General features: G+C 52.0%; 27 protein-coding genes. 18 read left to right on the plus strand and 9 right to left on the minus strand.

The features are described from left to right. Positions 1-34: 34 nt before the first annotated feature. From ansA to chiD, 3 genes are all read left to right on the plus strand, one after another. Positions 35-1,051 (plus strand): asparaginase, encoded by a 1,017-nt coding sequence (ansA, locus tag AC2CGP_RS04225; protein WP_015366152.1) that lies wholly within the window; start codon positions 35-37, stop codon positions 1,049-1,051. A gap of 10 nt (positions 1,052-1,061) precedes the next feature. After that, positions 1,062-1,703 (plus strand): bifunctional nicotinamidase/pyrazinamidase, encoded by a 642-nt coding sequence (pncA, locus tag AC2CGP_RS04230; protein WP_015366151.1) that lies wholly within the window; start codon positions 1,062-1,064, stop codon positions 1,701-1,703. Positions 1,704-2,000: 297 nt separating this feature from the next. Beyond that, on the plus strand, positions 2,001-3,257 hold the full coding sequence (gene chiD, locus AC2CGP_RS04235) for a chitinase ChiD (RefSeq protein ID WP_047041312.1): 1,257 nt from the start codon (positions 2,001-2,003) through the stop codon (positions 3,255-3,257). A gap of 79 nt (positions 3,258-3,336) precedes the next feature. Here chiD and AC2CGP_RS04240 read toward each other — a convergent pair whose 3' ends face one another. Both AC2CGP_RS04240 and msrB read right to left on the minus strand, forming a co-directional pair. Beyond that, positions 3,337-3,615, minus strand: a complete 279-nt coding sequence (locus AC2CGP_RS04240) for a YeaC family protein (protein WP_015366149.1) — start codon at positions 3,613-3,615, stop codon at positions 3,337-3,339. A 41-nt stretch (positions 3,616-3,656) separates the two neighbouring features. Further along, positions 3,657-4,070, minus strand: coding sequence for a peptide-methionine (R)-S-oxide reductase MsrB (gene msrB / locus AC2CGP_RS04245; protein WP_015705785.1), 414 nt, complete (start codon positions 4,068-4,070; stop codon positions 3,657-3,659). 338 nt (positions 4,071-4,408) lie between these two features. Between msrB and gapA the strand changes: the two genes are divergently transcribed. Next, positions 4,409-5,404: a glyceraldehyde-3-phosphate dehydrogenase gene (gene gapA / locus AC2CGP_RS04250; protein ID WP_004203784.1), complete on the plus strand. Its 996-nt coding sequence runs from the start codon at positions 4,409-4,411 to the stop codon at positions 5,402-5,404. Between the two features lie 71 nt (positions 5,405-5,475). Further along, positions 5,476-6,360: a D-hexose-6-phosphate mutarotase gene (locus AC2CGP_RS04255; protein WP_015366147.1), complete on the plus strand. Its 885-nt coding sequence runs from the start codon at positions 5,476-5,478 to the stop codon at positions 6,358-6,360. Between the two features lie 201 nt (positions 6,361-6,561). Here the strand turns inward: AC2CGP_RS04255 and AC2CGP_RS04260 are convergent, their stop codons facing one another. Next, positions 6,562-7,308 (minus strand): MipA/OmpV family protein, encoded by a 747-nt coding sequence (locus tag AC2CGP_RS04260; RefSeq protein WP_015705786.1) that lies wholly within the window; start codon positions 7,306-7,308, stop codon positions 6,562-6,564. Positions 7,309-7,735: 427 nt separating this feature from the next. Between AC2CGP_RS04260 and yeaG the strand changes: the two genes are divergently transcribed. The 6 genes from yeaG (at position 7,736) to AC2CGP_RS04290 (ending at position 14,769) form a co-directional block, all read left to right on the plus strand. Further along, positions 7,736-9,670 carry a protein kinase YeaG gene (gene yeaG / locus AC2CGP_RS04265; protein ID WP_015366145.1) on the plus strand — a complete coding sequence of 645 codons (1,935 nt, stop codon included), beginning with the start codon at positions 7,736-7,738 and terminating at the stop codon, positions 9,668-9,670. 117 nt (positions 9,671-9,787) lie between these two features. Further along, positions 9,788-11,071, plus strand: a complete 1,284-nt coding sequence (locus tag AC2CGP_RS04270; RefSeq protein WP_015366144.1) for a YeaH/YhbH family protein — start codon at positions 9,788-9,790, stop codon at positions 11,069-11,071. Between the two features lie 638 nt (positions 11,072-11,709). After that, positions 11,710-11,925 (plus strand): cold shock small protein YmcF, encoded by a 216-nt coding sequence (gene ymcF / locus AC2CGP_RS04275; protein ID WP_041165555.1) that lies wholly within the window; start codon positions 11,710-11,712, stop codon positions 11,923-11,925. 205 nt (positions 11,926-12,130) lie between these two features. Next, on the plus strand, positions 12,131-13,621 hold the full coding sequence (dgcJ, locus tag AC2CGP_RS04280; RefSeq protein WP_110915952.1) for a diguanylate cyclase DgcJ: 1,491 nt from the start codon (positions 12,131-12,133) through the stop codon (positions 13,619-13,621). A gap of 60 nt (positions 13,622-13,681) precedes the next feature. Beyond that, a complete protein-coding gene (locus AC2CGP_RS04285) occupies positions 13,682-14,182 on the plus strand; it encodes a YbaK/prolyl-tRNA synthetase associated domain-containing protein (protein WP_015366141.1) in 501 nt (166 codons plus the stop codon). Positions 14,183-14,322: 140 nt separating this feature from the next. Next, positions 14,323-14,769 (plus strand): DUF441 domain-containing protein, encoded by a 447-nt coding sequence (locus AC2CGP_RS04290; protein WP_015366140.1) that lies wholly within the window; start codon positions 14,323-14,325, stop codon positions 14,767-14,769. Here AC2CGP_RS04290 and AC2CGP_RS04295 read toward each other — a convergent pair. Further along, the gene (locus tag AC2CGP_RS04295) at positions 14,753-15,547 is read right to left on the minus strand and encodes an AraC family transcriptional regulator (protein ID WP_161798783.1); all 795 of its coding nucleotides are present in this window, start codon (positions 15,545-15,547) and stop codon (positions 14,753-14,755) included. The two genes, AC2CGP_RS04290 and AC2CGP_RS04295, sit on opposite strands and share 17 nt — an antisense overlap. Positions 15,548-15,644: 97 nt before the next feature. On the opposite strand from AC2CGP_RS04295, the gene AC2CGP_RS04300 reads away from it, so the two are divergent. Continuing rightward, positions 15,645-16,826, plus strand: coding sequence for a CynX/NimT family MFS transporter (locus AC2CGP_RS04300; protein ID WP_015366138.1), 1,182 nt, complete (start codon positions 15,645-15,647; stop codon positions 16,824-16,826). Positions 16,827-16,859: 33 nt separating this feature from the next. Here AC2CGP_RS04300 and AC2CGP_RS04305 read toward each other — a convergent pair whose 3' ends face one another. Beyond that, a complete protein-coding gene (locus AC2CGP_RS04305; protein ID WP_015366137.1) occupies positions 16,860-17,552 on the minus strand; it encodes a CTP synthase C-terminal region-related (seleno)protein in 693 nt (230 codons plus the stop codon). Between the two features lie 140 nt (positions 17,553-17,692). On the opposite strand from AC2CGP_RS04305, the gene AC2CGP_RS04310 reads away from it, so the two are divergent. Next, on the plus strand, positions 17,693-18,040 hold the full coding sequence (locus tag AC2CGP_RS04310; RefSeq protein ID WP_015705791.1) for a DUF488 domain-containing protein: 348 nt from the start codon (positions 17,693-17,695) through the stop codon (positions 18,038-18,040). 10 nt (positions 18,041-18,050) lie between these two features. Here the strand turns inward: AC2CGP_RS04310 and AC2CGP_RS04315 are convergent, their stop codons facing one another. Then, positions 18,051-18,299 (minus strand): putative hemolysin, encoded by a 249-nt coding sequence (locus tag AC2CGP_RS04315; protein ID WP_015366135.1) that lies wholly within the window; start codon positions 18,297-18,299, stop codon positions 18,051-18,053. A gap of 292 nt (positions 18,300-18,591) precedes the next feature. On the opposite strand from AC2CGP_RS04315, the gene AC2CGP_RS04320 reads away from it, so the two are divergent. From AC2CGP_RS04320 to AC2CGP_RS04335, 4 genes are all read left to right on the plus strand, one after another. Then, positions 18,592-19,614: a sensor domain-containing diguanylate cyclase gene (locus AC2CGP_RS04320; RefSeq protein ID WP_020078531.1), complete on the plus strand. Its 1,023-nt coding sequence runs from the start codon at positions 18,592-18,594 to the stop codon at positions 19,612-19,614. Positions 19,615-19,661: 47 nt separating this feature from the next. Continuing rightward, positions 19,662-19,763: a YoaK family small membrane protein gene (locus tag AC2CGP_RS04325; RefSeq protein ID WP_015705794.1), complete on the plus strand. Its 102-nt coding sequence runs from the start codon at positions 19,662-19,664 to the stop codon at positions 19,761-19,763. Next, the gene (gene yoaJ / locus AC2CGP_RS04330) at positions 19,763-19,837 is read left to right on the plus strand and encodes a protein YoaJ (protein ID WP_100279139.1); all 75 of its coding nucleotides are present in this window, start codon (positions 19,763-19,765) and stop codon (positions 19,835-19,837) included. The genes AC2CGP_RS04325 and yoaJ overlap by 1 nt, the downstream gene beginning before the upstream one ends. A gap of 133 nt (positions 19,838-19,970) precedes the next feature. After that, the gene (locus AC2CGP_RS04335; protein WP_015366133.1) at positions 19,971-20,093 is read left to right on the plus strand and encodes a hypothetical protein; all 123 of its coding nucleotides are present in this window, start codon (positions 19,971-19,973) and stop codon (positions 20,091-20,093) included. A gap of 48 nt (positions 20,094-20,141) precedes the next feature. Here AC2CGP_RS04335 and AC2CGP_RS04340 read toward each other — a convergent pair whose 3' ends face one another. From AC2CGP_RS04340 to lpxP, 3 genes are all read right to left on the minus strand, one after another. After that, complete coding sequence (locus AC2CGP_RS04340; RefSeq protein WP_015366132.1) at positions 20,142-20,405, minus strand: DUF2534 family protein; 264 nt, start codon at positions 20,403-20,405, stop codon at positions 20,142-20,144. A gap of 114 nt (positions 20,406-20,519) precedes the next feature. Further along, positions 20,520-21,158: a leucine efflux protein LeuE gene (leuE, locus tag AC2CGP_RS04345; RefSeq protein ID WP_015705795.1), complete on the minus strand. Its 639-nt coding sequence runs from the start codon at positions 21,156-21,158 to the stop codon at positions 20,520-20,522. A 91-nt stretch (positions 21,159-21,249) separates the two neighbouring features. Continuing rightward, on the minus strand, positions 21,250-22,164 hold the full coding sequence (gene lpxP / locus AC2CGP_RS04350) for a kdo(2)-lipid IV(A) palmitoleoyltransferase (protein WP_015366130.1): 915 nt from the start codon (positions 22,162-22,164) through the stop codon (positions 21,250-21,252). Between the two features lie 919 nt (positions 22,165-23,083). Here lpxP and AC2CGP_RS04355 point away from each other — a divergent pair. After that, the gene (locus AC2CGP_RS04355; protein WP_032711871.1) at positions 23,084-24,271 is read left to right on the plus strand and encodes an HD-GYP domain-containing protein; all 1,188 of its coding nucleotides are present in this window, start codon (positions 23,084-23,086) and stop codon (positions 24,269-24,271) included. Positions 24,272-24,319 lie beyond the last annotated feature (48 nt).

Genomic DNA, 24,319 nt, shown 5'->3' on the forward strand with positions numbered 1-24,319 from the left:
ACTGCGCCTGTTCACGTCCAACCTAAGCGATGCTATGCAAAAGAAATCGATTTACGTTGCCTACACCGGTGGGACCATCGGTATGCAGCGCTCCGATCACGGTTATATCCCCGTTTCCGGCCACCTGCAGCGTCAGCTGGCGCTGATGCCCGAGTTCCACCGCCCGGAGATGCCGGACTTTACTATTCATGAATATGCGCCGTTGATGGACTCGTCTGATATGACGCCGGAAGACTGGCAGCATATCGCTGACGACATTCGCGACCACTACGACCAATACGATGGTTTCGTTATCCTGCACGGCACCGATACCATGGCCTTCACCGCTTCGGCACTGTCGTTCATGCTGGAGAACTTAGGTAAGCCGGTCATTGTGACAGGGTCACAAATCCCGCTAGCCGAGCTGCGTTCCGATGGGCAAATCAATTTGCTCAATGCGCTGTATGTCGCCGCCAACTACCCGATCAATGAAGTTTCGCTATTCTTCAATAATCGTCTGTATCGCGGCAACCGCACGACCAAGGCCCACGCAGACGGTTTTGATGCCTTTGCTTCGCCAAACCTGGCGCCGCTGCTGGAAGCCGGCATCCATATCCGCCGTCTCGGTACCCCGCCCGCGCCGCACGGAAAGGGCGAGCTGATCGTCCACCCCATTACGCCGCAGCCTATCGGCGTGGTCACTATCTATCCTGGGATTTCTGCCGATGTGGTGCGTAATTTCCTGCGTCAGCCGGTGAAAGCGCTGATCCTGCGCTCCTATGGCGTAGGCAATGCGCCGCAGAACGGCGAGTTTATTCAGGTCCTGGCGGAAGCCAGCCAGCGCGGTATTGTGGTGGTGAACCTGACGCAATGCATGTCGGGTAAGGTGAATATGGGTGGCTATGCCACCGGCAACGCGCTGGCGCAGGCCGGAGTCATTAGTGGTTTTGATATGACCGTGGAAGCGACGCTGACAAAGCTACACTATCTGCTCAGTCAGAACCTTGATGGTGCGGCCATTCGAAACGCCATGCAGCAAAACCTGCGCGGCGAGCTGACCCCCGATGAATAAGGAACATGCTATGAGCCACCGCGCGCTGCTATTGGTCGACCTGCAAAACGATTTCTGCGCTGGCGGCGCACTCGCCGTCCCCGAAGGCGACAGCACCATTGATATCGCAAATCAGCTGATCGACTGGAGCCTGGCGCGCGGCGACGCCATCATCGCAAGCCAGGACTGGCATCCGGCCAACCATGGTAGCTTTGCCAGTCAGCATCAGGCGGAACCCTATGCTCAGGGCGAGCTTGATGGCCTGCCGCAGACTTTCTGGCCCGATCACTGCGTGCAGCATAGCGATGGCGCCGCGCTGCACCCGCTACTCAAACAGCAGGCTATTAACGCCGTGTTTCATAAAGGGCAAAATCCGGTAATCGACAGCTACAGCGCGTTTTTCGACAACGGTCACAGGCAGAAAACCGAATTGGATGGCTGGCTGCGCGCGCACGGCGTGACGGAGCTGAATATTCTCGGCCTCGCGACGGATTACTGCGTTAAGTTTACCGTGCTTGATGCGCTGGATTTGGGCTACACCGTCAACGTGATCACCGACGGCTGTCGCGGCGTCAACCTGCAGCCGCAGGACAGCGCCGTTGCCTTTATGGAAATGGCCGCCGCCGGAGCTACGCTCTACACCCTTGATGACTGGCTGGAAACCCAGCCCTGACCTCACGCCCGGCGCACCTCACGCCGGGCGGTATTTACCGCCTCGTTGACCTCGATAAATTGAGCTGTCTCGCAGTTTCCCCGGATAAGGGCTGATACTGTGGACAGGCTGTTTTTTCGCCACGCCATTTCCGTGGCGTGTGCTTATTTATACCCTAAATAATTCAAGTTGTAGAAAGGCGGCAAGGGCGCGAATCCCCAGGAGCATAGATAACTATGTGACTGGGGTGAGTGCACGCTGCCAACGCATCTGCAGCTTGAAGTATGACGGGTATATCATTGTCAAAGAGGAACTCCGATGAAACTTTTGCCCTTGCTGGCAGCATTACCCCTGCTCTGCGCCTCTGTCGTTTCCGCGCAATCTTTCATGTCGGTCGGCTACTTCAACGGCGGCGGCGACGTCACCGCAGGCCCCGGCGGCGATATCGACAAGCTGGATGTCCGACAAATAACCCACCTTAACTACTCGTTCGGGCTTATCTACAACGATGAAAAAGACGAGACCAACGAGGCGCTGAAAGATCCTGAGCGTCTCCATCAAATCTGGCTGTCGCCAAAAGTACAGGCGGATTTACAAAAACTGCCGGCGCTACGTCAGCAAAATCCCGATCTGAAAGTCCTGCTCTCCGTTGGCGGCTGGGGCGCGCGTGGATTTTCCGGCGCGGCGGCCACGCCGGAAAGCCGAGCGGTATTTATCCGTTCGGTTCAGCAGGTCATTGACCAATATGGCCTTGATGGCATCGATCTTGACTGGGAATTTCCGGTTAACGGCGCCTGGGGATTGGTGGCCAGCCAGCCGGCGGATCGCGATAACTTTACCGCGTTGCTGAAAGAACTACGTGCCGCCGTTGGCACTAAGAAACTGGTGACCATCGCCGTTGGCGCCAATGTTGAAAGTCCAAAAAGCTGGGTCGACGTGAAAGCCGTCGCCCCACTGCTGGACTATATCAATCTGATGACCTACGACATGGCCTACGGCACGCAATATTTCAACTCAAATCTGTATGACTCCCGCCATTGGCCGACCGTCGCCGCAGCGGATAAATACAGCGCCGATTTTGTGGTAAATAACTATCTGGCTGCTGGCCTCAAACCCAGCCAGATGAATCTCGGCATTGGTTTCTATGGCCGGGTACCGAAACGTGCCGTCGAGCCAGGGATTGACTGGAGTAAGCCAGACGCGCAGAAAAACCCGGCTACCCAGCCTTACTTCGGGGCGCAGCAAATCGAGTTGTTTAAATCGCTGGGTTATGACCTGAGCAAAGATACCTATGTGAAATACAACGATATTGTTGCCAAACTGCTCAACGATCCGCAGAAACGCTTTACTGAGCACTGGGATGACGAAGCGAAGGTGCCGTGGTTATCGGTAAACTCTGCCGATGGCAAAGCGCTTTTCGCCCTGTCCTACGAGAATCCACGTTCGGTGGCGATCAAAGCCGATTACATCAAGAGCAAAGGGTTAGCGGGCGGCATGTTCTGGGAATATGGCGCAGATGACAAAAACCAGCTTGCCCGACAACTGGCCGAGTCGCTAGGTATCAAGACGCAGTAAAACACACACCCCGGAAGCACTGCGCGACCGGGGTGACTTAAAGAGCCGCCCGGTTAAACCGGGCGCTCAGTGCAGCAGATTACTGCGGTTTGAACGTCGCAATCGGCTTCGGCACGATACCGAAATCCTCTTTCAATTGCTGTTTGCTCTTCATCACCATCTGACCGTTGGTGTCGATGGTCATATGCTGCGCATCCGTGTTGTTGCGCGCCTGCCACAACATCACCAGCTGCATGCTGTTTTCTTTTTGTTCCGGGGTCAGCGCAACGCCGTCCGGCCATTTTCCTAACTCCACCGCGGTGGCTAAACGTTGGTACAGTTCCGGCGTCATACTGGCAATAATTTGCTCGATATCCATCTTCTGCTCATCCGTCTTGGAATAATTTGCTGAATCGTTTCTTAGCCTTTAGTTCGCTCGCCGTTTTGCTCATCGGTGAAGCTTAAAGAGGCCGAATTGACGCAAAAACGCTCGCCGGTCGGCTGCGGGCCATCCGGGAAGACATGCCCCAGGTGCGCATCGCAATTGCCACAGCGAATTTCAGTACGCTGCATCCCGTGGGAGTAATCATTGAGATAACGAATCGCGTCGTCGCTCACCGGCTCATAGAAGCTCGGCCAGCCGCAGCCGGAGTCATACTTGGATTGTGAGTGAAATAGCGGCGCATCGCAGACCAGGCAGTGGTAGATGCCGTCTTTTTTGTTATGCAGCAACCGTCCGGTAAACGGCGGTTCGGTACCGTGATTCTGCGTCACATAAAACTGCATCTCGCTCAATTCTTGTTTGAGCTCGTCAGGAGATGGTTTATTAGCCATGTGATTACTTCTCGCTTTGAAAGGGCAACTTTACCCGTCGATTCTAACAAAACATTAACAATGAAACCTGTACTTTTGTTCTAAACTTATCCGATGCCATCAGGCAGCCAGATAATTGTGATACTAATCACATTTTTATCTTATATGACCTTTAAAATTCCGGACGCAGTCCCCATATGGAATTGGGCTCAAAGGGAGAGTGAGGCAAATCAATCGCGCAAAGGTCTGCTCAGGATTGATTTGTCGCAATGATTGACACGATTCCGCTTGACGCTGCGTAAGGTTTTTGTAATTTTACAGGCAACCTTTTATTCACTAACAAATAGCTGGTGGAATATATGACTATCAAAGTAGGTATCAACGGTTTTGGCCGTATCGGTCGCATTGTTTTCCGTGCTGCTCAGAAACGTTCTGACATCGAGATCGTTGCAATCAACGACCTGTTAGACGCAGAGTACATGGCTTACATGCTGAAGTATGACTCCACTCACGGTCGTTTCGACGGTACCGTTGAAGTGAAAGACGGTCATCTGGTCGTTAACGGTAAAAAAATCCGTGTTACCGCTGAACGTGACCCGGCTAACCTGAAATGGGATGAAGTTGGTGTTGACGTTGTTGCTGAAGCAACCGGTATCTTCCTGACCGACGAAACCGCTCGTAAACACATCACCGCTGGCGCGAAAAAAGTCGTTCTGACTGGCCCGTCCAAAGACAACACTCCGATGTTCGTTCGCGGCGCTAACTTCGACACTTACGCAGGCCAGGACATCGTTTCTAACGCATCCTGCACCACCAACTGCCTGGCTCCGCTGGCTAAAGTCATCAACGACAACTTCGGTATCGTTGAAGGCCTGATGACCACCGTTCACGCTACTACCGCAACTCAGAAAACCGTTGATGGCCCGTCTCACAAAGACTGGCGCGGCGGCCGCGGCGCAGCGCAGAACATCATCCCGTCCTCTACCGGCGCTGCTAAAGCGGTAGGTAAAGTACTGCCAGAACTGAACGGCAAACTGACCGGTATGGCGTTCCGCGTTCCGACTCCGAACGTATCCGTTGTTGACCTGACCGTTCGTCTGGAAAAAGCAGCGTCCTACGAAGAAATCAAGAAAGCAATCAAAGCGGCTTCTGAAGGCGCAATGAAAGGCGTTCTGGGTTACACCGAAGACGACGTTGTATCTACCGATTTCAACGGCGAAGTTTGCACTTCCGTGTTCGATGCTAAAGCTGGTATCGCACTGAACGACAACTTCGTGAAACTGGTTTCCTGGTACGACAACGAAACTGGTTACTCCAACAAAGTTCTGGACCTGATTGCTCACATCTCCAAATAAGTTGAGATGAATAAGTAATCAATAAGAGCGGCTTCGGTCGCTCTTTTTTTTGCCCGAAAGAGGATGGCGTAATGATTAATAAAATTTTTGCTCTCCCGGTGATTGAACAACTTTCTCCTGCATTCTCCCGCCGCAAGCTGGACGATCTTGAACTTATCGTCGTTGACCACCCGCAGGTAAAAGCTTCCGTCGCCCTGCAGGGCGCTCACCTGCTCTCCTGGCAACCGGCCGGTGAAGAAGAAGTTTTGTGGTTGAGCAACAATACCCCATTTAAAAGCGGCGTCGCCCTGCGCGGCGGCGTACCCATCTGCTGGCCATGGTTCGGTCCGTCAGCGCAACAGGGGCTGCCGTCGCACGGTTTCGCACGCAACCTGCCGTGGGCGCTAAAATGCCAGGACGAAGATGAAAACGGCGTGATGCTGACCTTCGAACTGCAGAGCAGTGACGAAACCCGCAAATACTGGCCTCACGACTTCACGCTGTATGCGCGCTTCAAGCTGGGTAAGACCTGCGAGATCGAACTGGAAGCCCACGGCGAGTTTGAAACCACCTCCGCCCTGCACACCTACTTCAACGTTGGCGATATCACGGCAGTCAAAGTGAGCGGCCTTGGCGATCGCTATGTCGATAAAGTGCTGAATGCCGAAGAAGGTGTGCTGAAGGACGGCATCCAGACCTTCCCGGACCGCACCGACCGCGTTTATCTCAATGCCGAAGCCTGCAGCGTGATTCATGATGACGTCCTGCAGCGCAACATCGACGTGATCCATCGCCATCACGGTAACGTCGTTGCCTGGAACCCGGGCCCGGCGCTTTCCGTCAGCATGGGCGATATGCCGGATGATGGCTACAAAACTTTTGTTTGCGTGGAAACCTGCTGCGTGACCGTGCCGCAGAAAGCCAGCGAAGAGAAACCCACTCGCCTGGCGCAGACTATTCGCGTTGTGAAGCGTTAAGACCGACAAGCGTCTGGCGTGAGCGGATGGCGCTTCGCTTATCCGGCCTACTTAAAACCGTGTTTACTGAGGCGATAGTGGGCTCGACCCGTAGGCCGGGTAAGGCCTAGCCGCCACCCGGCATAAACGCGAATTGTAATATAGCAAAACAGGGCATAACGCCCTGTTTTGATGCACAAAAAAGTCTGTGGAAGTGCACCGTCAGAAGGTATAGGTGATCCCGGTCGAAATCAGGCCGCTCCAGGATTTGTCCACCATCGGGCTATCGGTGATTTCGTCAGACAGACGAGTGTAACGGGCAATACCGTAAACGCTCCAGTCGCCGAGGAAACGATAGTTCGCCGCCAGCTCCAGATACGGGTTCCAGCTGCTGTCAGGATCGTAGCTGCGCATGCCGCTGCGATTCGACTCATGCTTCGAGACGCCGTAGTAGTATTCGTTCTGATTGTCGCTGTTCCACTCCACGCCAATACCCGGCGTCAGGGTCAGGTTGCCGTTGGTATAACGGTACAGCCAGGCCATATCCCAGGTAATGCCATTGCTGTTGTCCAGCGTATCGCCGGCCAGCGTCGTACGCAGGAATCCGTACTGAGTGTTATGAACGTAGCTCAAACCCGCCATCATGGTGGATTTGCGGCGGTCCAGCTTGCGCATCTGCGAATTGTCGCTGTCGCCCGGCTTGAAATACATCGGCGACCAGTAAGCGGTCACGGACAGTTTGTCGTTGGTATCATTCCACAGGTAGTAGCCACCACCCAAACCGTGGAACCAGAAGTTATCACTTTCATAACTAATGACAGGTACCGGGTAAACATCTGCATCATATTGTTTATAAGGATGCTCGACGACGCCCACGCCGGCCCCCAGCGTTAACTTCCCGTCAGCGTGCACTGCGCCAGCTGACGTCGCGATGAACACACCCAGTGCCAGAAGTTTGATTTTAGTCACGATCCATATTCCTGTTGTCAAATAATTAGCGCGTGCAGTTTAACGTCGTAGAGGTCATGCCTCAAATGCTTTACTTGCTCTTACACTAAACCGAACAATTTCCCACTACTTGATGACCGTCCTCTTGCGACTTCATGACACATTGATGAAAGGCTTTGGCAAGATATGCGAAAAATTGCCTGGTTTCCGGATGAGTTATTGATATGTCATTGAAATTGAGTTTTAGCGGCATGCAAGTTTTCTAAATGCATCTACGCTTAAATTTAGAAGGTGTAGTCGCAGAGCACGTTATCCAAATCGCTTCTGTAACCTGGCACGAGGGTTGCTGATAAGTAAAGGATGTCGTTCAGCCTGCTCCTTCCGGGGGCCCCCACTATTCATATGAACGGCTCTCAACCTGTGCTAAAAAACGAAAGGACGGCATGCCATGAATATATTCGATCACTATCGCCAGCGCTATGAAGCTGCCAAGGACGAAGAGTTCACACTGCAGGAGTTTCTTACCATCTGCCGGCAAGATCGCAGTGCTTATGCCAACGCGGCAGAGCGGCTATTGACGGCCATTGGTGAACCAGTCATGGTCGATACGGCCCTGGAGCCGCGGCTGTCCCGCCTCTTTTCAAACCGGGTTGTTGCACGCTATCCGGCGTTTGAAGAGTTCTATGGTATGGAAGATGCCATCGAGCAGATTGTTTCCTATCTGAAACATGCTGCGCAGGGTCTGGAAGAGAAAAAACAGATTCTGTATCTGCTGGGGCCGGTTGGCGGCGGTAAATCCTCGCTGGCGGAACGCCTGAAATCGCTGATGCAAAGGGTGCCAATCTACGTGCTGAGCGCGAATGGCGAACGCAGCCCGGTCAACGATCACCCTCTGTGCCTGTTTAACCCGCAGGAGGACGCGCAGATCCTCAATAAAGAATACGGCATTCCTAACCGTTATCTCGGCACAATTATGTCGCCGTGGGCGGCTAAACGCCTGCACGAGTTCGGCGGTGATATCACTAAATTCCGCGTCGTGAAAGTGTGGCCGTCAATCCTCGAACAGATTGCCATCGCCAAAACGGAACCCGGTGATGAAAATAACCAGGACATTTCGGCGCTGGTGGGGAAAGTGGATATCCGTAAACTGGAACACTATGCGCAAAACGACCCGGATGCCTATGGTTACTCCGGCGCGCTATGCCGCGCCAACCAGGGGATCATGGAATTCGTCGAGATGTTTAAAGCGCCGATTAAAGTATTGCACCCACTGCTGACGGCGACCCAGGAAGGCAACTATAACGGTACCGAGGGTATCTCCGCCCTGCCGTTCAACGGCATTATCCTCGCGCACTCCAACGAATCCGAGTGGGTGACCTTCCGTAATAACAAAAACAACGAGGCGTTCCTTGACCGTGTCTATATCGTCAAAGTGCCTTATTGCCTGCGCATCTCGGAAGAGATCCGTATTTATGAAAAACTGTTGAATAACAGTGAGCTGACCCATGCGCCATGCGCCCCAGGAACGCTTGAAACGCTGTCGCGCTTCTCTATTCTGTCGCGCCTGAAAGAGCCGGAAAACTCGAGCATCTACTCGAAGATGCGCGTCTATGACGGCGAAAGCTTGAAAGATACCGACCCGAAAGCGAAATCCTACCAGGAGTATCGTGATTACGCTGGCGTCGATGAAGGGATGAACGGTCTCTCTACCCGTTTTGCCTTTAAAATTCTCTCAAGGGTGTTTAACTTCGATCATGCCGAAGTGGCGGCCAACCCGGTCCATCTGTTCTACGTACTGGAACAGCAAATCGAACGCGAACAGTTCCCGCAAGAGCAGGCCGAACGTTACCTGGAATTCCTCAAAGGCTATCTGATCCCGAAATACGCCGAATTTATCGGCAAAGAGATCCAAACGGCGTATCTTGAGTCTTATTCCGAATATGGACAGAACATTTTTGACAGATATGTCACTTATGCAGATTTCTGGATTCAGGATCAGGAGTACCGCGATCCGGATACCGGGCAACTGTTCGACCGTGAATCGCTGAATTCGGAACTGGAGAAAATCGAGAAGCCCGCCGGGATCAGCAACCCGAAAGATTTCCGTAATGAAATCGTCAACTTCGTGCTGCGCGCCAGAGCGAATAACAGCGGACGTAATCCGAACTGGACCAGTTATGAAAAACTGCGCACGGTTATTGAGAAGAAAATGTTCTCCAATACCGAGGAGCTGTTGCCGGTCATTTCGTTCAATGCCAAAACGTCTACCGACGAGCAGAAAAAACACGACGACTTCGTCGATCGCATGATGGAAAAAGGCTATACCCGTAAACAGGTACGCCTGCTGTGCGAATGGTACCTGCGGGTACGTAAATCGTCCTGATAGCGACCAACCCGGTAGCTGCGGCTGCCGGGTTTCAGCACCACTGCTCGTATAACGAAAGACATCTACCCTAATCAACATCAGGGTACAGTTGGCAAATGCAGTACAGGAGGGCATATGACCTGGTTCATAGACCGACGCCTGAACGGGAAGAACAAAAGCGCTGTCAATCGTCAGCGCTTTCTGCGCCGTTACAAGGCGCAGATAAAGCAGTCGATCTCCGAAGCCATCAATAAACGTTCGGTGACCGATATCGACAGCGGTGAATCCGTCTCCATTCCGACGGACGATATTAACGAGCCGATGTTTCATCAGGGGCGCGGCGGGCTTCGTAATCGCGTCCATCCCGGCAACGATCACTTTGTGCAGAACGACCGTATTGAACGCCCTCAGGGCGGCGGCGGCGGAGGCGGCGGTGGTCAGGGGCAAGCCAGCGCCGATGGCGAGGGCCAGGATGAATTCGTCTTTCAGATTTCGAAAGATGAATATCTTGACCTGCTGTTTGAAGATCTGGCCCTTCCCAACCTGAAGAAAAACCAGCAACGCCAGTTGAACGAGTTCAAAACCCATCGTGCGGGTTTTACCGCCAACGGCGTGCCGGCCAATATCAGCGTGGTGCGTTCATTGCAGAATTCGCTGGCGCGGCGAACCGCGATGACCGCCGGTAAACGGCGCGAACTGCGGGCGCTGGAAGACGATCTCGATACCATTGCCAAAAGCGAACCAGCGCAGTTGCTGGAAGAGGAGCGGCTACGTAAAGAAATTGCGGAACTACGGGCTAAAATTGAGCGCGTGCCGTTTATCGACACCTTTGATTTACGCTATAAAAACTATGAGAAACGACCGGAGCCTTCAAGTCAGGCGGTGATGTTCTGCCTGATGGATGTTTCTGGTTCAATGGACCAGTCCACCAAAGACATGGCGAAACGTTTTTACATTCTGCTGTATTTGTTCCTCAGCCGGACCTATAAAAACGTTGAAGTGGTCTATATTCGCCACCACACCCAGGCGAAAGAGGTGGATGAACATGAGTTTTTCTACTCCCAGGAAACCGGCGGTACGATTGTTTCAAGCGCCTTGAAGTTGATGGATGAGGTTGTTAAAGCCCGCTATGACCCGGCGCAGTGGAATATTTACGCCGCGCAGGCGTCGGATGGCGATAACTGGGCAGACGACTCGCCGCTGTGTCATGAACTGCTGGCGAAGAAAATATTGCCGGTGGTTCGTTACTACAGCTATATCGAAATCACCCGCCGCGCTCACCAGACTCTGTGGCGCGAATATGAACATCTGCAGGCGACGTTTGAGAATTTTGCTATGCAGCATATTCGCGATCAGGAAGATATTTATCCGGTGTTCCGCGAACTGTTTCATAAACAAGGCGCGACCAGTAATACTTAGCCTCATAAATCAGCCAGATAAATACCCGTTCTGGCTGATTTTTCTGTAACTAAAACACATTAATAGCCAGCCACAGTTCCGTTCATTTACATTTCGATAATTGTCGAATTAATCCTTTACGCATTGGGCCTCTGGACGGCTAAAATAAATCTTGCACTATTTTTTCTACTATGCGTTAATGGCTACGTCGATTTGAAAGACAGAAAGATATTACCCAAGCAGTTACTCACACCTCCAGGCGCTATCGCTGATACCACCTTTCCTGAGTCTCTCCAATAGTATTAAGATTCTTCTGCAAATCAAATCCTGTATGCTTTGATACATTAAAAAAATTGGATAGAAGATGACTAATAAGATTTATGACTTAGTAAAACGGTTAAACGCCGGCTAAATTTGATGCGAACTTCTGATTTACGATAACGATGACGGCTTTGACCTGAGTAGATAAATAAGAAGCATCTCATTCAAATCAACACAAAATGGCATAAATTGATAACATAATCTGTCAGCTATGCTATTTTTAGTAGTAACGCAAAATATTTTTCCGTTTTGCAGTTCAGCCCACCAGAAATTTACATATTCATCTGTGGGTAAGTGACAAAATGTAAAAAAACATAATAATATAAAAGGATAAAATTATGATTAACAATATTCATTTCCGATGCCCGTGCTGCCATGGGTCACAATACAGAACCTCACATTTTGACGTGAGCGAAAAAAACCCCTTCGGCGCGAAATGCATTTTTTGCAAATCCGACATGGTGACTTTTGACAATATCGAATCTATCGATGTTTATCAGCCTGTCATGTCACAACTCGCCGGAAGCAAAATGTTTGCCTCCGCCGCCTCATGAGTGGCCTTTGGCCAGTCCTGCGCACTCTTCAGACACGCGTCATGAAGAGTGCCGCATTTTAGTTAGTCCGCCCTGCCTCATTCTCCGCACCTACACTACCTGTCAGCATAGTTAATCTGACCAGCCGTTCGTTCACCCACGCTCTGGTAGCCTGTTTATCCACTATGATAAAATCAGCTAAACGGGTAAGACGAATCCAAACATCATGAAATTACAGAATAAATTACTGCGACATGTTATTTCCGCAGGCGTTGTGGTGTTGACGTCTTCTTTTCTTGTATACGAATTAATCGCTACCCACCGCGATATGTCAGGCTATATGCGATACATCATAGAAAAAGGAGAATCGACCTTTCTCTATGATAAGTATCAGAATCAACTCATCATCTCTCAGTTTCTGCGTAAGCTGGATACTCCCCCAAACCAAACAGAGGTAGAACAGGTCTGCAATAGCGTACAACACAACGGGGATGTCAGTGGTTTGAATATCGCCGGATATACCTATCACCAGTTGCATGGCACGCTAAGCGCCGCGCATGCCGACTGCGGCAAGTGGCGTGGCGATATTCCTGCACTCCAGGCATTCGATCGCGCGGTTGCCAAAAATGATAGCTGGCAGCCAGAGGTTCCCGCGACGCTCAAATCAGAAAAACGCTTTCGCTATTACATAGACCTGGTAAATAAATACATCTACTTTTATGCGCCCGTCAGAATTAAAAGTAATCCGATACAGAACTGGAATTTTCTTCAGGACAGTAAACTGGGTATTAGCCAGGCCAGCCTTGATGGTTTAGAACAGGGTCGTTCGCTCATCTCGACCGTGTATGTTGATGCGATGACGGGAAAGAATATTTTATCGTTTTTAACGCCAGTGTATTTCAAGGATAAGCTGAAAGGCGTAGTGATGGTCGATGTGACCGCGCAAGAGATTGAGGCCTTGTTATACACCAGCGACCGACCTTTGGTGTGGCGCTATCTGGATATTACCTTGAAGGATTCCGATACCGGCGCGCTCATTGAGGTACATCATAGTAAAACGCACCTGTTGAATTACGCCCATTACACCCATCAGGTAGCAGAAAACTTACGGATAACGCTGTCTCTGGATGTTATGTATTTTCTGCTTAGTTCATGGAAACTCTTCCTGTTTTATTTACTCTCTACCGCCGCATTACTGCATCTGGTGCGGGTTCATTTCCGCCTTTATAACTCGGTATCGAAAGAGAATATCAGCGATACCATGACCGGCCTTTATAATCGTAAAATCCTTACCCCGATGCTGGAGTCGCGCCTGCAACGACTTACCGCGCAAGGGGTTAACGTGGTAACGATGGCCCTTGACTGCGATGGACTGAAAAAGATCAACGATACCTGGGGGCATAACGCCGGCGACGAAGCGATTATTCTACTGGCGCAGGCTATTTCCGCATCCATTCGTAGCAGCGATTATGGCGTGCGCTTAGGAGGCGATGAGTTCTTTCTAATTCTGATCGATTATCCGGAAGCTGAAGCGGAAAATATCCCGGCGAGGATCCGGCAATATCTGGCGATTCATGACCATCAACAGCGCGTCGATTTCTCCTGGGGCGCAGCAAGTCTTGCGCCAGAACAGTCGCTCAGCGAAGCAATGAAAGCTGCCGATGCGCGCCTGTATATGAACAAAAAGCAGAAAAAAAGCCCCGGCATTCGCAGATAAGTTTTCATTACCGCCGCGCGGGGTTAAGCTTTGCCTTTTCTGTAGAGGAACCATCGCAGCATGCAATCGCCAGAGACCGCCGACATACACCAGCAATTATGCCGCCTCCTTGATGAGCAACAGGCCCGCTATCGGGTCATGGAACATGAAGCCGTTGGTAAATGTGAAGCCGTATCTGCAATCCGCGGTACCGCGCTGGGACAGGGCGCCAAAGCGCTGGTCTGTAAAGTGAAAGGTAATGGGGTAAACCAGCACGTGCTGGCTATCCTTGCCGCCGATCAGCAGGCCGATTTATCTCGCCTGGCTCAGCATATCGGCGGCAATAAAGCCTCACTCGCCAGCCCGGCAGAAGTCGATGCCCTTACCGCCTGCGTATTCGGCGCCATTCCGCCGTTTAGCTTCCACCCTAAGCTAAAACTGGTCGCCGACCCGTTGCTGTTCGAACGTTTTACAGAGATAGCCTTTAATGCCGGCCTGCTGGAAAAATCGATCATTATGAATACCGAGGATTATCTGCGTATCGCCCGCCCTGAGCTGGTCGCGTTCCGTCGCGTCATTTAGCGCATCGTCGGTATGCGACAAGGTTCGCGGGCGGCGCTGGTAGCCTTATTTGCAGCAAATAAATTAAAAGCCTGTTTATTCACGCGATTATGCGTAGAGTAAGCAGGTTTTCTTTTTTTATTTTGGCAAGGACCTCTGGCATGTTCGATACAACCCTATTTATTTTGCTGGGGCTGGCGGCACTCGGCTTTATCAGCCATAACACCACTGTCGCTATCTCAATACTGGTGCTCATCATCGTACGGGTGACACCGCTTAACGTTTTCTTCCCCTGGATTGAAAAGCAGGGGCTGAGCATCGGTATCATCATTCTGACCATCGGCGTGATGGCTCCCATCGCCAGCGGAACGTTACCGCCCTCGACGCTGATTCACTCTTTCGTCAACTGGAAGTCACTGCTGGCGATTGCCGTGGGCGTATTCGTCTCGTGGCTTGGCGGACGCGGAGTCGCGCTCATGGGTTCGCAGCCTCAACTGGTCGCAGGGCTGCTGGTGGGTACCGTGCTGGGCGTGGCGCTATTTCGCGGCGTCCCGGTCGGGCCGCTTATCGCCGCCGGTATTATTTCGCTTTTTATCGGAAAGGCTTAGCCAAACTGGCGTGGTAGCGGCCCGGCGTTTGCCCTAACCCTTTTTTGAACATGGTGATAAAGGCGGTTGTTGAATCATAACCGAGCGTCTGGGCGGTTTGCTGTACCGTCTGTCCGCGCACCAACATCTGCAGCGCCAGGATCAGCTGAAGTTGGTGCCGCCAGCGGCGAAAGCTAAGCCCGGTCTCCCGCACCACCAGCCGCGCCAGGTTGCGTTCGCTCATAGCGAACGCCGCCGCCCACTGCGAGAGCGTCTGCCAGTGTGCCGGATCGCGGGCCATGGTGTCGGCCATCCGGCGGATCTTCGGATGTCCTGAAACCGGCAATTGCAGATGTTCTTGCGGTTGTTGCGGTAGCTCATCAAATAATACCTGCACCAGGCGCTGCGTAGGCGGCGCGTCAAGCGCCTCCCTGCCGCGTTCCGCAAGGGTCATAATCAACTCTCGCACCAGGGGAGAGATTTTTAACGTGCAGCAATGCTCAGGCATCGGCGCCGCCCCCGGTTCTATGAACAAAAAGCACACCTGTGCCCCTGGCGTTGCGCGATTGCTGTGTGGAAGCAGGCCAGGAACCCACACCGCATACAGCGGCGGCACCATCCACATGGCGTTATCCACTTCGCAGGTTAAAGCGCCGTGCAACGCGAGGATCAGTTGACCTTTGCGGTGCTGATGGCGCGGAATGAACTGCTCGTCGTCCACCACCTGAATGCGAAACGCCAGCGCCGCTTCATGTCCGCTGTCTGGTTCATAGCCGTCTAAACCCAGTCCAATCATCAAATTGTCCGATATTAGCGATAATCTGTCATTTTAGCTTGATTCAAACAACCGTTAAACAGGCTATTGTTACGACCCTGTTTATTAGTCTGAGAACGTTATGAGTCCTGTTTCTTCCTCTGCCAACGGCAACAAACTGCTGCTGATTGTCGGAATTTTATTTATCGCCGCCACGCTACGGGTAACTTTCACCGGTATCGCCCCACTGCTGGATGCGATACGCGCTGAATACCAACTGACGACGGCGCAAACCGGGCTGCTCACGACCCTGCCGCTGCTGGCCTTCGGGCTGGTCTCGCCGCTGGCGGCCGGCGTCGCCCGCCGATTCGGCATAGAGCGTAGCCTGCTGCTGGCGATGGTGATTATTTGCCTCGGGATCGGATTACGTTCGCTCCCCTCAGCAGCCTGGCTGTATATTGGTACGGCGCTCATTGGCTGCGGAATCGCGCTGGGCAACGTGCTGCTGCCGGGGTTAATTAAGCGTGATTTTTCCGGCCATGTCGCTCGTATGACCGGCGCCTACTCCATTACCATGGGCGCAGCGGCGGCGGCAGGTTCCGCGATGGTGGTACCGCTGGCGCTGGCGGGTTTTGGCTGGCGCGGCGCACTGCTGCTACTGATGGTTTTCCCGCTGTTGGCGCTATTACTCTGGCTGCCGCAAGCGCGCCGCCAGGCTACCACGCCGATGACCGGATCGGGTGCCGCGCACAATCGGGGGATCTGGCGTTCAGCGCTGGCGTGGCAGGTCACGCTGTTCCTTGGGATTAACTCACTGGTCTATTACGTTATCGTCGGTTGGCTGCCCGCAATCCTGCAGAGTATGGGCTACAGCGAAGCGCAGGCTGGCTCTCTGCATGGCCTGTTGCAGTTGGCAACCGCCGCACCGGGCCTGGCCATCCCGCTGGTACTCCATCGCCTGAAAGATCAGCGCGGCATCGCCGTTCTGGTAGCCTTAATGTGCGTAGTAAGCACGCTGGGATTATGGTTACTGCCCGGTCAGGCGGTGATCTGGACATTGATTTTTGGCTTCGGATCCGGCGCCACCATGATCCTTGGCCTGACGTTTATTGGTCTACGCGCCAGCTCAGCGCATCAGGCCGCGGCCCTCTCCGGCATGGCGCAGACTATTGGTTATCTGCTGGCTGCCTGCGGACCGCCGCTCATCGGTAAAATCCATGATGCTTACGGCGACTGGCATATACCGTTAATCATCGTCGCACTCATCGCAGTGGTCATGGCGCTGTTCGGCGCCCTTGCCGGAAGGGCGCGCGAAATTCATTAATCACAAGAGTCGGCAGCCAGGGCTGCCGATTTTTTATTGTCGGGCCGCGTGCAGGAAAGCCTGTACCAGCGGCGCCGGACGCCCTTCCAGCGCGTTGCGCTCGTGCTGGAACAGCGTGGCGACGAAGAACGGATGGGTAGTTAACTCCACGGCGCGGATCTCGCCGTTCTCATCCCAACCGGTCACCCGCAGCGCGCCCTGCTCCAGTTCATGGGCAAAGCTTTCGGCAATGCCGTAGTTACAATGATATCCCTCTTCAATGCTGTCACGGCCATAAGCGCGGGCAATCAGCGTGTTCGCGCGCAGCTCGATAGCGTCTGATTTTTCCACCAGCGAACAGCTTAATGGCGCAATGACCATTCGCCCTTCGCTATCGGTTTCGGCGTGCGCCGCATCCTGCCATCCCATAACATTACGGGCATATTCGATAATCGCGTGCTGGAAGCCGCCGCAGGTACCGAGGAACGGAATGCTATTTTCGCGGGCGTAGCGAATGGCGATAAATGCGCCCTCGGCGTTTTTATACGGGCTGGCGGGAACCACCCAGATGGCGTCATAATCGGTGAGCCGGTCTGTGCTGGTAATCTCGCTGGTGGCTATCCAGTCATAACTCACCGGTTGTTCCAGAACCGCGGCAGCGTCATCGATAGCCAGCGGAATCGCCTTATGGGCAATCACATCAGGGTTATAATCGCCAACAAGGGCAATGCGCAAAGGGGTGTTCATAGCAGGATCCTTATGTCTGAGGATTATCGGGCAACACAAGGAACCTCAGATTAGCGATATCATTCGCGGAACACAATGGTTATTTAGCGGCACGCTGCACGGGCAAGCCGCCAGATAGACATAACGAGGGGAGAATAATGATGATTCAATGTAAACGCGTTTATGACCCTACAGAGGCCAGCGATGGTTACCGCGTGCTGGTCGATCGCCTGTGGCCACGCGGAATAAAAAAAGAGGATTTGCATTATGACGAATGGTGTAAAACCCTGACGCCTTCCAGCGATTTACGCAAGGCTCTTCACGGAGAAGCGATTGACTTCTCTCACTTCCGCCAGCAGTACCGCGAAGAGCTTGAAACCCATCGCGATGAAGGGCTACGGCTCGCCAAATTGGCCAATCAGCAACCCTTAACGCTGCTCTACGCGGCCAAAGATACGCAACAAAACCATGCGCTGGTGCTGGCGGAGTGGCTGAAAAGCTTAATCTAACGGCGGCGAATTATTTCTTCGCCGGATGATCGCGCCGCCACAGTTCCCATTCATCGAGCGTTTCGCCACTGGGAAGTTTACAGTCGGTGCGTACGCCCTGAGGTGTCTGGACCGGAACCTGCTTACCGCCCTTCTGGTCGCAATAGACGGCGGCCGGATTCGCCATGCCGATCGAATTTGGCGGCGGCGGCGCATCAGGCTGTTGTGACTGAGCGCAGCCCGCTAGCATCAGCGGCAACATCATTACTATCCACTTCATAATTACTCCTGTTTTATTCAAAGCGACCTTTCGCCCTGAATCTCCACGGTTTCTCCATTTTAACTACACTTTTGCCCTTTAGAGTAGCGCTCGTTCTCGAATTGACCAGAGAACAGATCATTCCATAATCAATGAGTTTTGCCCCATCGCCCCCGATGGGGCTTTTTTTTACCGTCGCGATAGCAGATATCCCCCTGCTAAATGTGATACATTCGTTATAAATATGTTTGTTATTAGCTGTTCGCTGCGCCAGCTCGCAGTGCTGCGCTAACCTCCGGGGGCCGTTTCATTCATGTCAGATTTCATTCTTGCCCGCGTCTCACAGACGCTTGCTACCGAACGAACGCTCGAAACGTTGGTGCGACAACTGCTGGAAATGCTGGAACTGGTGACTCGTATGGAGTCCACATACCTGACGCGGATTGATTTAGAAGCGCAGCGCCAGTTAGTCATGTATGCCCACAACAGCAGCGAAATGCAGATCCCGGAAGGTTTTTCCGTTCCCTGGGACGAGTCGCTTTGCAAACGCGCAATCGATGATAACTGTATATTTTGCAACGAGGTTGGCCAACGCTGGCGGTCCTGCACCGCCGCGCAGGAACTCGGGATCGCCACGTTCTTTAGTATTCCCGTCCATCTTGCCGATGGTTCGTTATATGGTACGTTGTGCGCCACAAGCCGCGTCAAACAGCCCTATAATCTGGAAGGCGAGCAGGTAATGACATTGTTCGCCGGCCTGATCTCCCATTACGTGGAGAAAGAGACGCTGGTTCAGCAACTGCGTAGCGCAAATGCGGCGCTGGAGATGCACTCCAATACCGATGAACTGACCGGTCTGGCCAACCGCCGCGCGTTGTTTAAACATCTTAAAACGCTGTTTACCCAAGCTCGCGCCCAGCAGCGCAGGCTCCTGCTTATTTTTATCGACCTCGACGATTTTAAAGCGATTAACGATAAACTGGGCCACCCCTGCGGCGACAGTTTTCTCATCCAGATAGGTGAACGATTAAGTGCCAACGTACGTAACGAAGATACCGTTGGCCGCCTCGGCGGCGATGAGTTTTTAATCATTGGCCCGGCACTTGAATCCCCTGAGCAGGAAGCGTTTATTGTCCACCTGCGCCAGCAGCTTACCGGGCGTTACCGCCTGGCCGGATACGGTATAGAATACCCTGGCGCCAGCTTTGGGGTCATCGATGTCGATCCGCAGAATATGGACGTTGAACAGGCGCTACGCGCAGCGGATGAGGCTATGTACCACGACAAAAACGCACGCCGCATGCTGACCATTTTCGATATCGACCAGAAAGCATAACTTTCCAGTATGATAGATAACATTACGTTAAGAGACAGGAACTAAGCATGAAATTGGGTATTCTTTTTCCGGTGGTGATTTTCATTGTCGCCGTGGTCTTTCTGGGCTGGTTTTTTGTTGGCGGCTATGCGGCGCCAGGGGGGGCATGATGAAAAAGACAACCATCATTATGATTATTGTCGCCATCGTGGTGGTCGCCGGCACCGAATTGGGCTGGTGGTAATCTCAAATTTTCCCGCGGCCCCGGTATTGCGGAGTTGTCTTATCTACTCAATAAGTTAAGACGATACACTCATTTCATCAGCCGCTTCGCTGTGTTTATGCAGCAAAGCGGGCATTAACTGGAGAAGTGAGTAATGAAAAAACCGATGGTGTTACCGTTGATTATTGCGCTGTGCACGCTGTTATCGGGATGTATCGTGGATGATGGTTATCATCATCGACACCACCACCACCATCATCATGATCGTGGCTGGTGACAGATAGGATCATTCAAAAAGGCGAACAAGAGTTCGCCTTTTTTGCATTTAGTCCTGACGGTCAGAACCTAAAAACAGAAAGCCCAGCGGGATAGCAAATAACACGGTGAACACGGTACTGTAAACCATCACCATCGCCCCCTGCAGGAAGAACATCGAGGTTGTCCACTCCGAGTACGGCATGTTGTACTCGCTCACCACGCCACCGAACGTTGCGCGGCCCACGACGGCAAGCGCAATGGCAAAAACTGTCGCCATCGACAACAGAAACTTCTTGCCGTTTTTATTACTGAGGATTTTTTGCAGAATCATCCGGGTTCCCTTCTCTGTGAGCGATAATCGGCTGTATATGTAACACCAATGCAATAAAAATTGAAGGGTTTTTGTTACAACACAGCGATTATCGCTGGCAGATCGTTTCCGGGATCAGGACTGCAGCGTCGCCAGGCGGGCGGCAAAACCCACAAAGACCAGACCGATAAGGCTGTTGCCCAATTTCGCCAGTTTCTTTTTGGTTTTCACATAGCGCGTCACAAACGAGCCAGAAAGGATAAGGAAGCTCATGTAGACAAAGCTAATGATCTCCAGCGTCAGCGCCAGGATAAAGAACGCGATGCCCGGCGATGTCGCATTAACGTCAATGAACTGGACGAAAAAAGAGACATAGAAAAGAATCGCTTTCGGGTTAGTCAGGCTCAGGGTTAACGAGCGTTTGAGGATGGCGCTCCCCGGCTCAGCATCGGCGGCATCATGCCCCTCGCGCTGTTTAAATACCGAGTAGAGCATTTTGGCGCCCAGCCAAAGCAGATAAATCGCGCCAAGATAGCGCACAATATTAAACAGCACCGGGGTCGTTTTGATAAGCGTCGCAACGCCAGCAAAAGCCAGGAACATCAGAACCGCATCGCCGATAAACACGCCAGCGGCGGCAAGGTATCCTTTCTTCACGCCGTGCGCGATACCGGTTTTCAGTACAAAAAAAGTATTGGGACCTGGTACGAGAATGATAAAAATAGCCCCGACCAGGTAGGTCAGATAATTCAAAACACCAAACTCAGCGAACACGCTGCACTCCTTCGCTTTCAACAAAAAGTATGATCCGGCTCACGTTAACGCAACTGCGGTCATTTTGAAAGCGTGGAGCGCAAGTGTTGTACTAATATACCGAGGTTTCGCCAAGCGGGCGGGTTTTGAACCGGCGATGCACCCACAGGTATTGCTCTGGTGCACGCAGGATTTCTCGTTCGATGACCTTGTTGATATAACTGGCGGCAATCTGTTTATCTTCGCCGGGGTAATCATTCATCACTTCACTGATGTGCAGGCTGTAACCTTTTCGATCCAGCTTGCGCACCATACTGATACTCAGCATTTTTGAACCGGAGAGGCGCGACAGCACCCAAGTACCATTAGTCGTCGCCGCCTGTGGAACCGAGAAAAACGGCGCAAATACGCTGCCCTTCGGGCCGTAATCCTGATCCGGCGCAAACCACACCGCCTCACCGGATTTCAGCGCATGCACCAGCCCGGAAAGATTACGGCGGTCGATCATTGCTTTATTCGAGCGCAGACGAGCGCGAGTCTGCACCCACTCCATAAGCGGGCTATTGTGCGGGCGATACGTCGCCATCATCGGACGACACAAGCCCATTGCTCGGCCACCCAGCTCCAGTGACATAAAGTGGATGCCAACAACCATCACGCCTTTATCGGCGCTGAGCGCATTGTTCAGATTGGCGATGCCTTCGACGTCAAACCACTTCTTAACGCGTTCATCGCTCCAGAACCACGCCATACCCGTTTCGATAAGCCCCATGCCGAGGGACATAAAGTTCTCTTCCAACAGCTTTTCACGAGCTGCGCTGGACATTTCCGGGAAGCACAGCTCAATGTTACGCCGGGCTATGTGTTCCCGACGCTTCAGGAAGCGACGCGATAGTCGCCCTGCGCTGGTGCCGAGCGTATGTAAAACGGGATAAGGTAGTTGGACGATTAACCAAAGAATGGCCAGGCCAAACCAGGTCACCCAATAGCGGGGAAGCAGTAGATTTTTTTTAAAGGCGCAAGACATGGTTTTTCCTGTAAACATTAAAATATAGGGTAACGCTTAAGGAAAAAACGAGTCCCTTCATCCGTCATTAGGCGATACAACGAGTAAGACAATAGTAATCCTGGTAAATTCACGGCAGCAAGAAAAAATTACACTTAACGCTAAAATACATAATAGACACACAGATGTTACAAAATGTAAAGTAAAAATGAAGTCCGTTCATTCATATTTACGCTGATAATCATTTTCGCGCTAATGATTTTTTCCGATATAGGAATGAACTTAAACTGCTATCTGGCGATTTTACAAACACAACTTCACGCAGGCCACTGCTGACGCCCCCTCCCGGCACATCACAGCCCGAACTCAAACGGTCAACAAACATTCAAGCATCGAATTCATTCACTAAAAATCATCACTGTAGATAATAATATTTACAGGACGCACTGACTCATTAAAATTTTAGTTATTGTGAAATATAAATAAGAACAGGATTATTTATGCTTGCTGATAAATACTGACAAAAGTATATAATTGAGACTAATAGTCACGTTTGCAATAATATAAATTATGCCATAACTGTTATTTTTCGCCCTTTTCAGGCAATAAAACTCCATGACCAATGCCTCCTCGCCAAATAGAGGCGAACAAAACATGAGAGCCGATTTGCACATGCTCCAACCCGCCCTTACAGCGCCGCGAAAGGTGATGTAAAAGCAATCAGTTCTCATCACAGGTAGATATGAATCAAACTGTGAAGAGATTCATCACGCTATTACCACAATGAAAGCGACTATGTGAGCTAAAATGAGTTGTTCACATAAGTGGGTGGCGTTTGAGTCTGGCGTCGATTCACCTGTCAGGCGCCAGGGGGATTTGATCGTGCTTGCCGGCGCCACAGGATTAACGGCAACAGCGGATTGCATGGACGGAGAGAAAAATGCGTATTGCCTTAAAGTCGGCTTTAATGCTGGTCACGCGCGTCATTAACGCTATCAACCCAAGGCTGGATCTGCATCTACAGCGCACGGCGCTGATAAGCTACAAATTATCGCTGGCGTTGGATCTTCCTGCGCCGCAACAAAAAACCATCTTTCTGGCTGCGCTGCTACATGATATCGGCGTGCTTGGCGATAAGCGGCGCATTGATTCGCTAAACGCAATAGACAACCTTTATGACCCGCATCAAATCCGTGGCGTACAGATGCTTGCCGGGCTGGATACTTTTACCCCTATCAGCCCTATTATTGGCGATCACCACTTCAGCCCAAGCCGCAAAGGCAATCTGGAGCAGCATATCGTCTATTTCGCGGACTGTTTTGAGCGTCTACTCCCTTCGCAAGGCGTCGTTGCCCCGGACCAACAAAGTGCTCTCATCGCCCGCTTTGTCGCTGACTATCGCGACATCGATCCTCCACTTTGCGATAGACTATGCGAACTGGCGCAACACCCTACCTTCTGGCGCCATATGCAAGCAGAGCATATTCAGCGGTTGCTGGAGATCGTCGGGCCGATTAATGACGTATATATTGACATCGATGGTCTAAAAGATATTTGTTTGTTGATCGCCAAAATTGTCGATACCTACAGTAGTTTCACCGCCAGCCACAGCATCATGGTTGGCGAAATTTCTTATGCCCTCGCCGTCTATATGCATCTGCCGCCGCCGGTGTGCCGCAAAATTGAAATTGCCGGCTATTTGCATGATATCGGCAAAATATATATTCCACTGGCGATCCTCGAAAAACAGGCTGAACTTAGCGATGACGAAGCACAATTGATCCGCGAGCATAGCTATATGACCGGTGAAATATTACGAGATTTCACCGATCTGGCGGAAATCATCGATTGGGCCGCTAACCATCATGAGAAACTCGATGGCAGTGGCTACCCGCTGAATTTAAATCATCGTTATTTACAACTTCCGGACAGAATTATCGCCGTTGCGGATATCTTTACCGCGCTCGTTGAGGATCGCCCGTATCGGCTCGGTATGCCATATCAGGAGGCGTTACAACTTATAGAAGCTGATGTTATAAATGGCGCTCTGGATAACGATGTGTATCTTGTATTGCGCCAGCATGCCCAGGCGCTACATCACCTCGTCACCCGCATACCGCGCGTCTGAACCTTCCGGTTGGCTACGGGGCTCTATAATAAAAATACCCATTTCTCG

The organism is Klebsiella sp. SYXHC3, assembly GCF_057196925.1.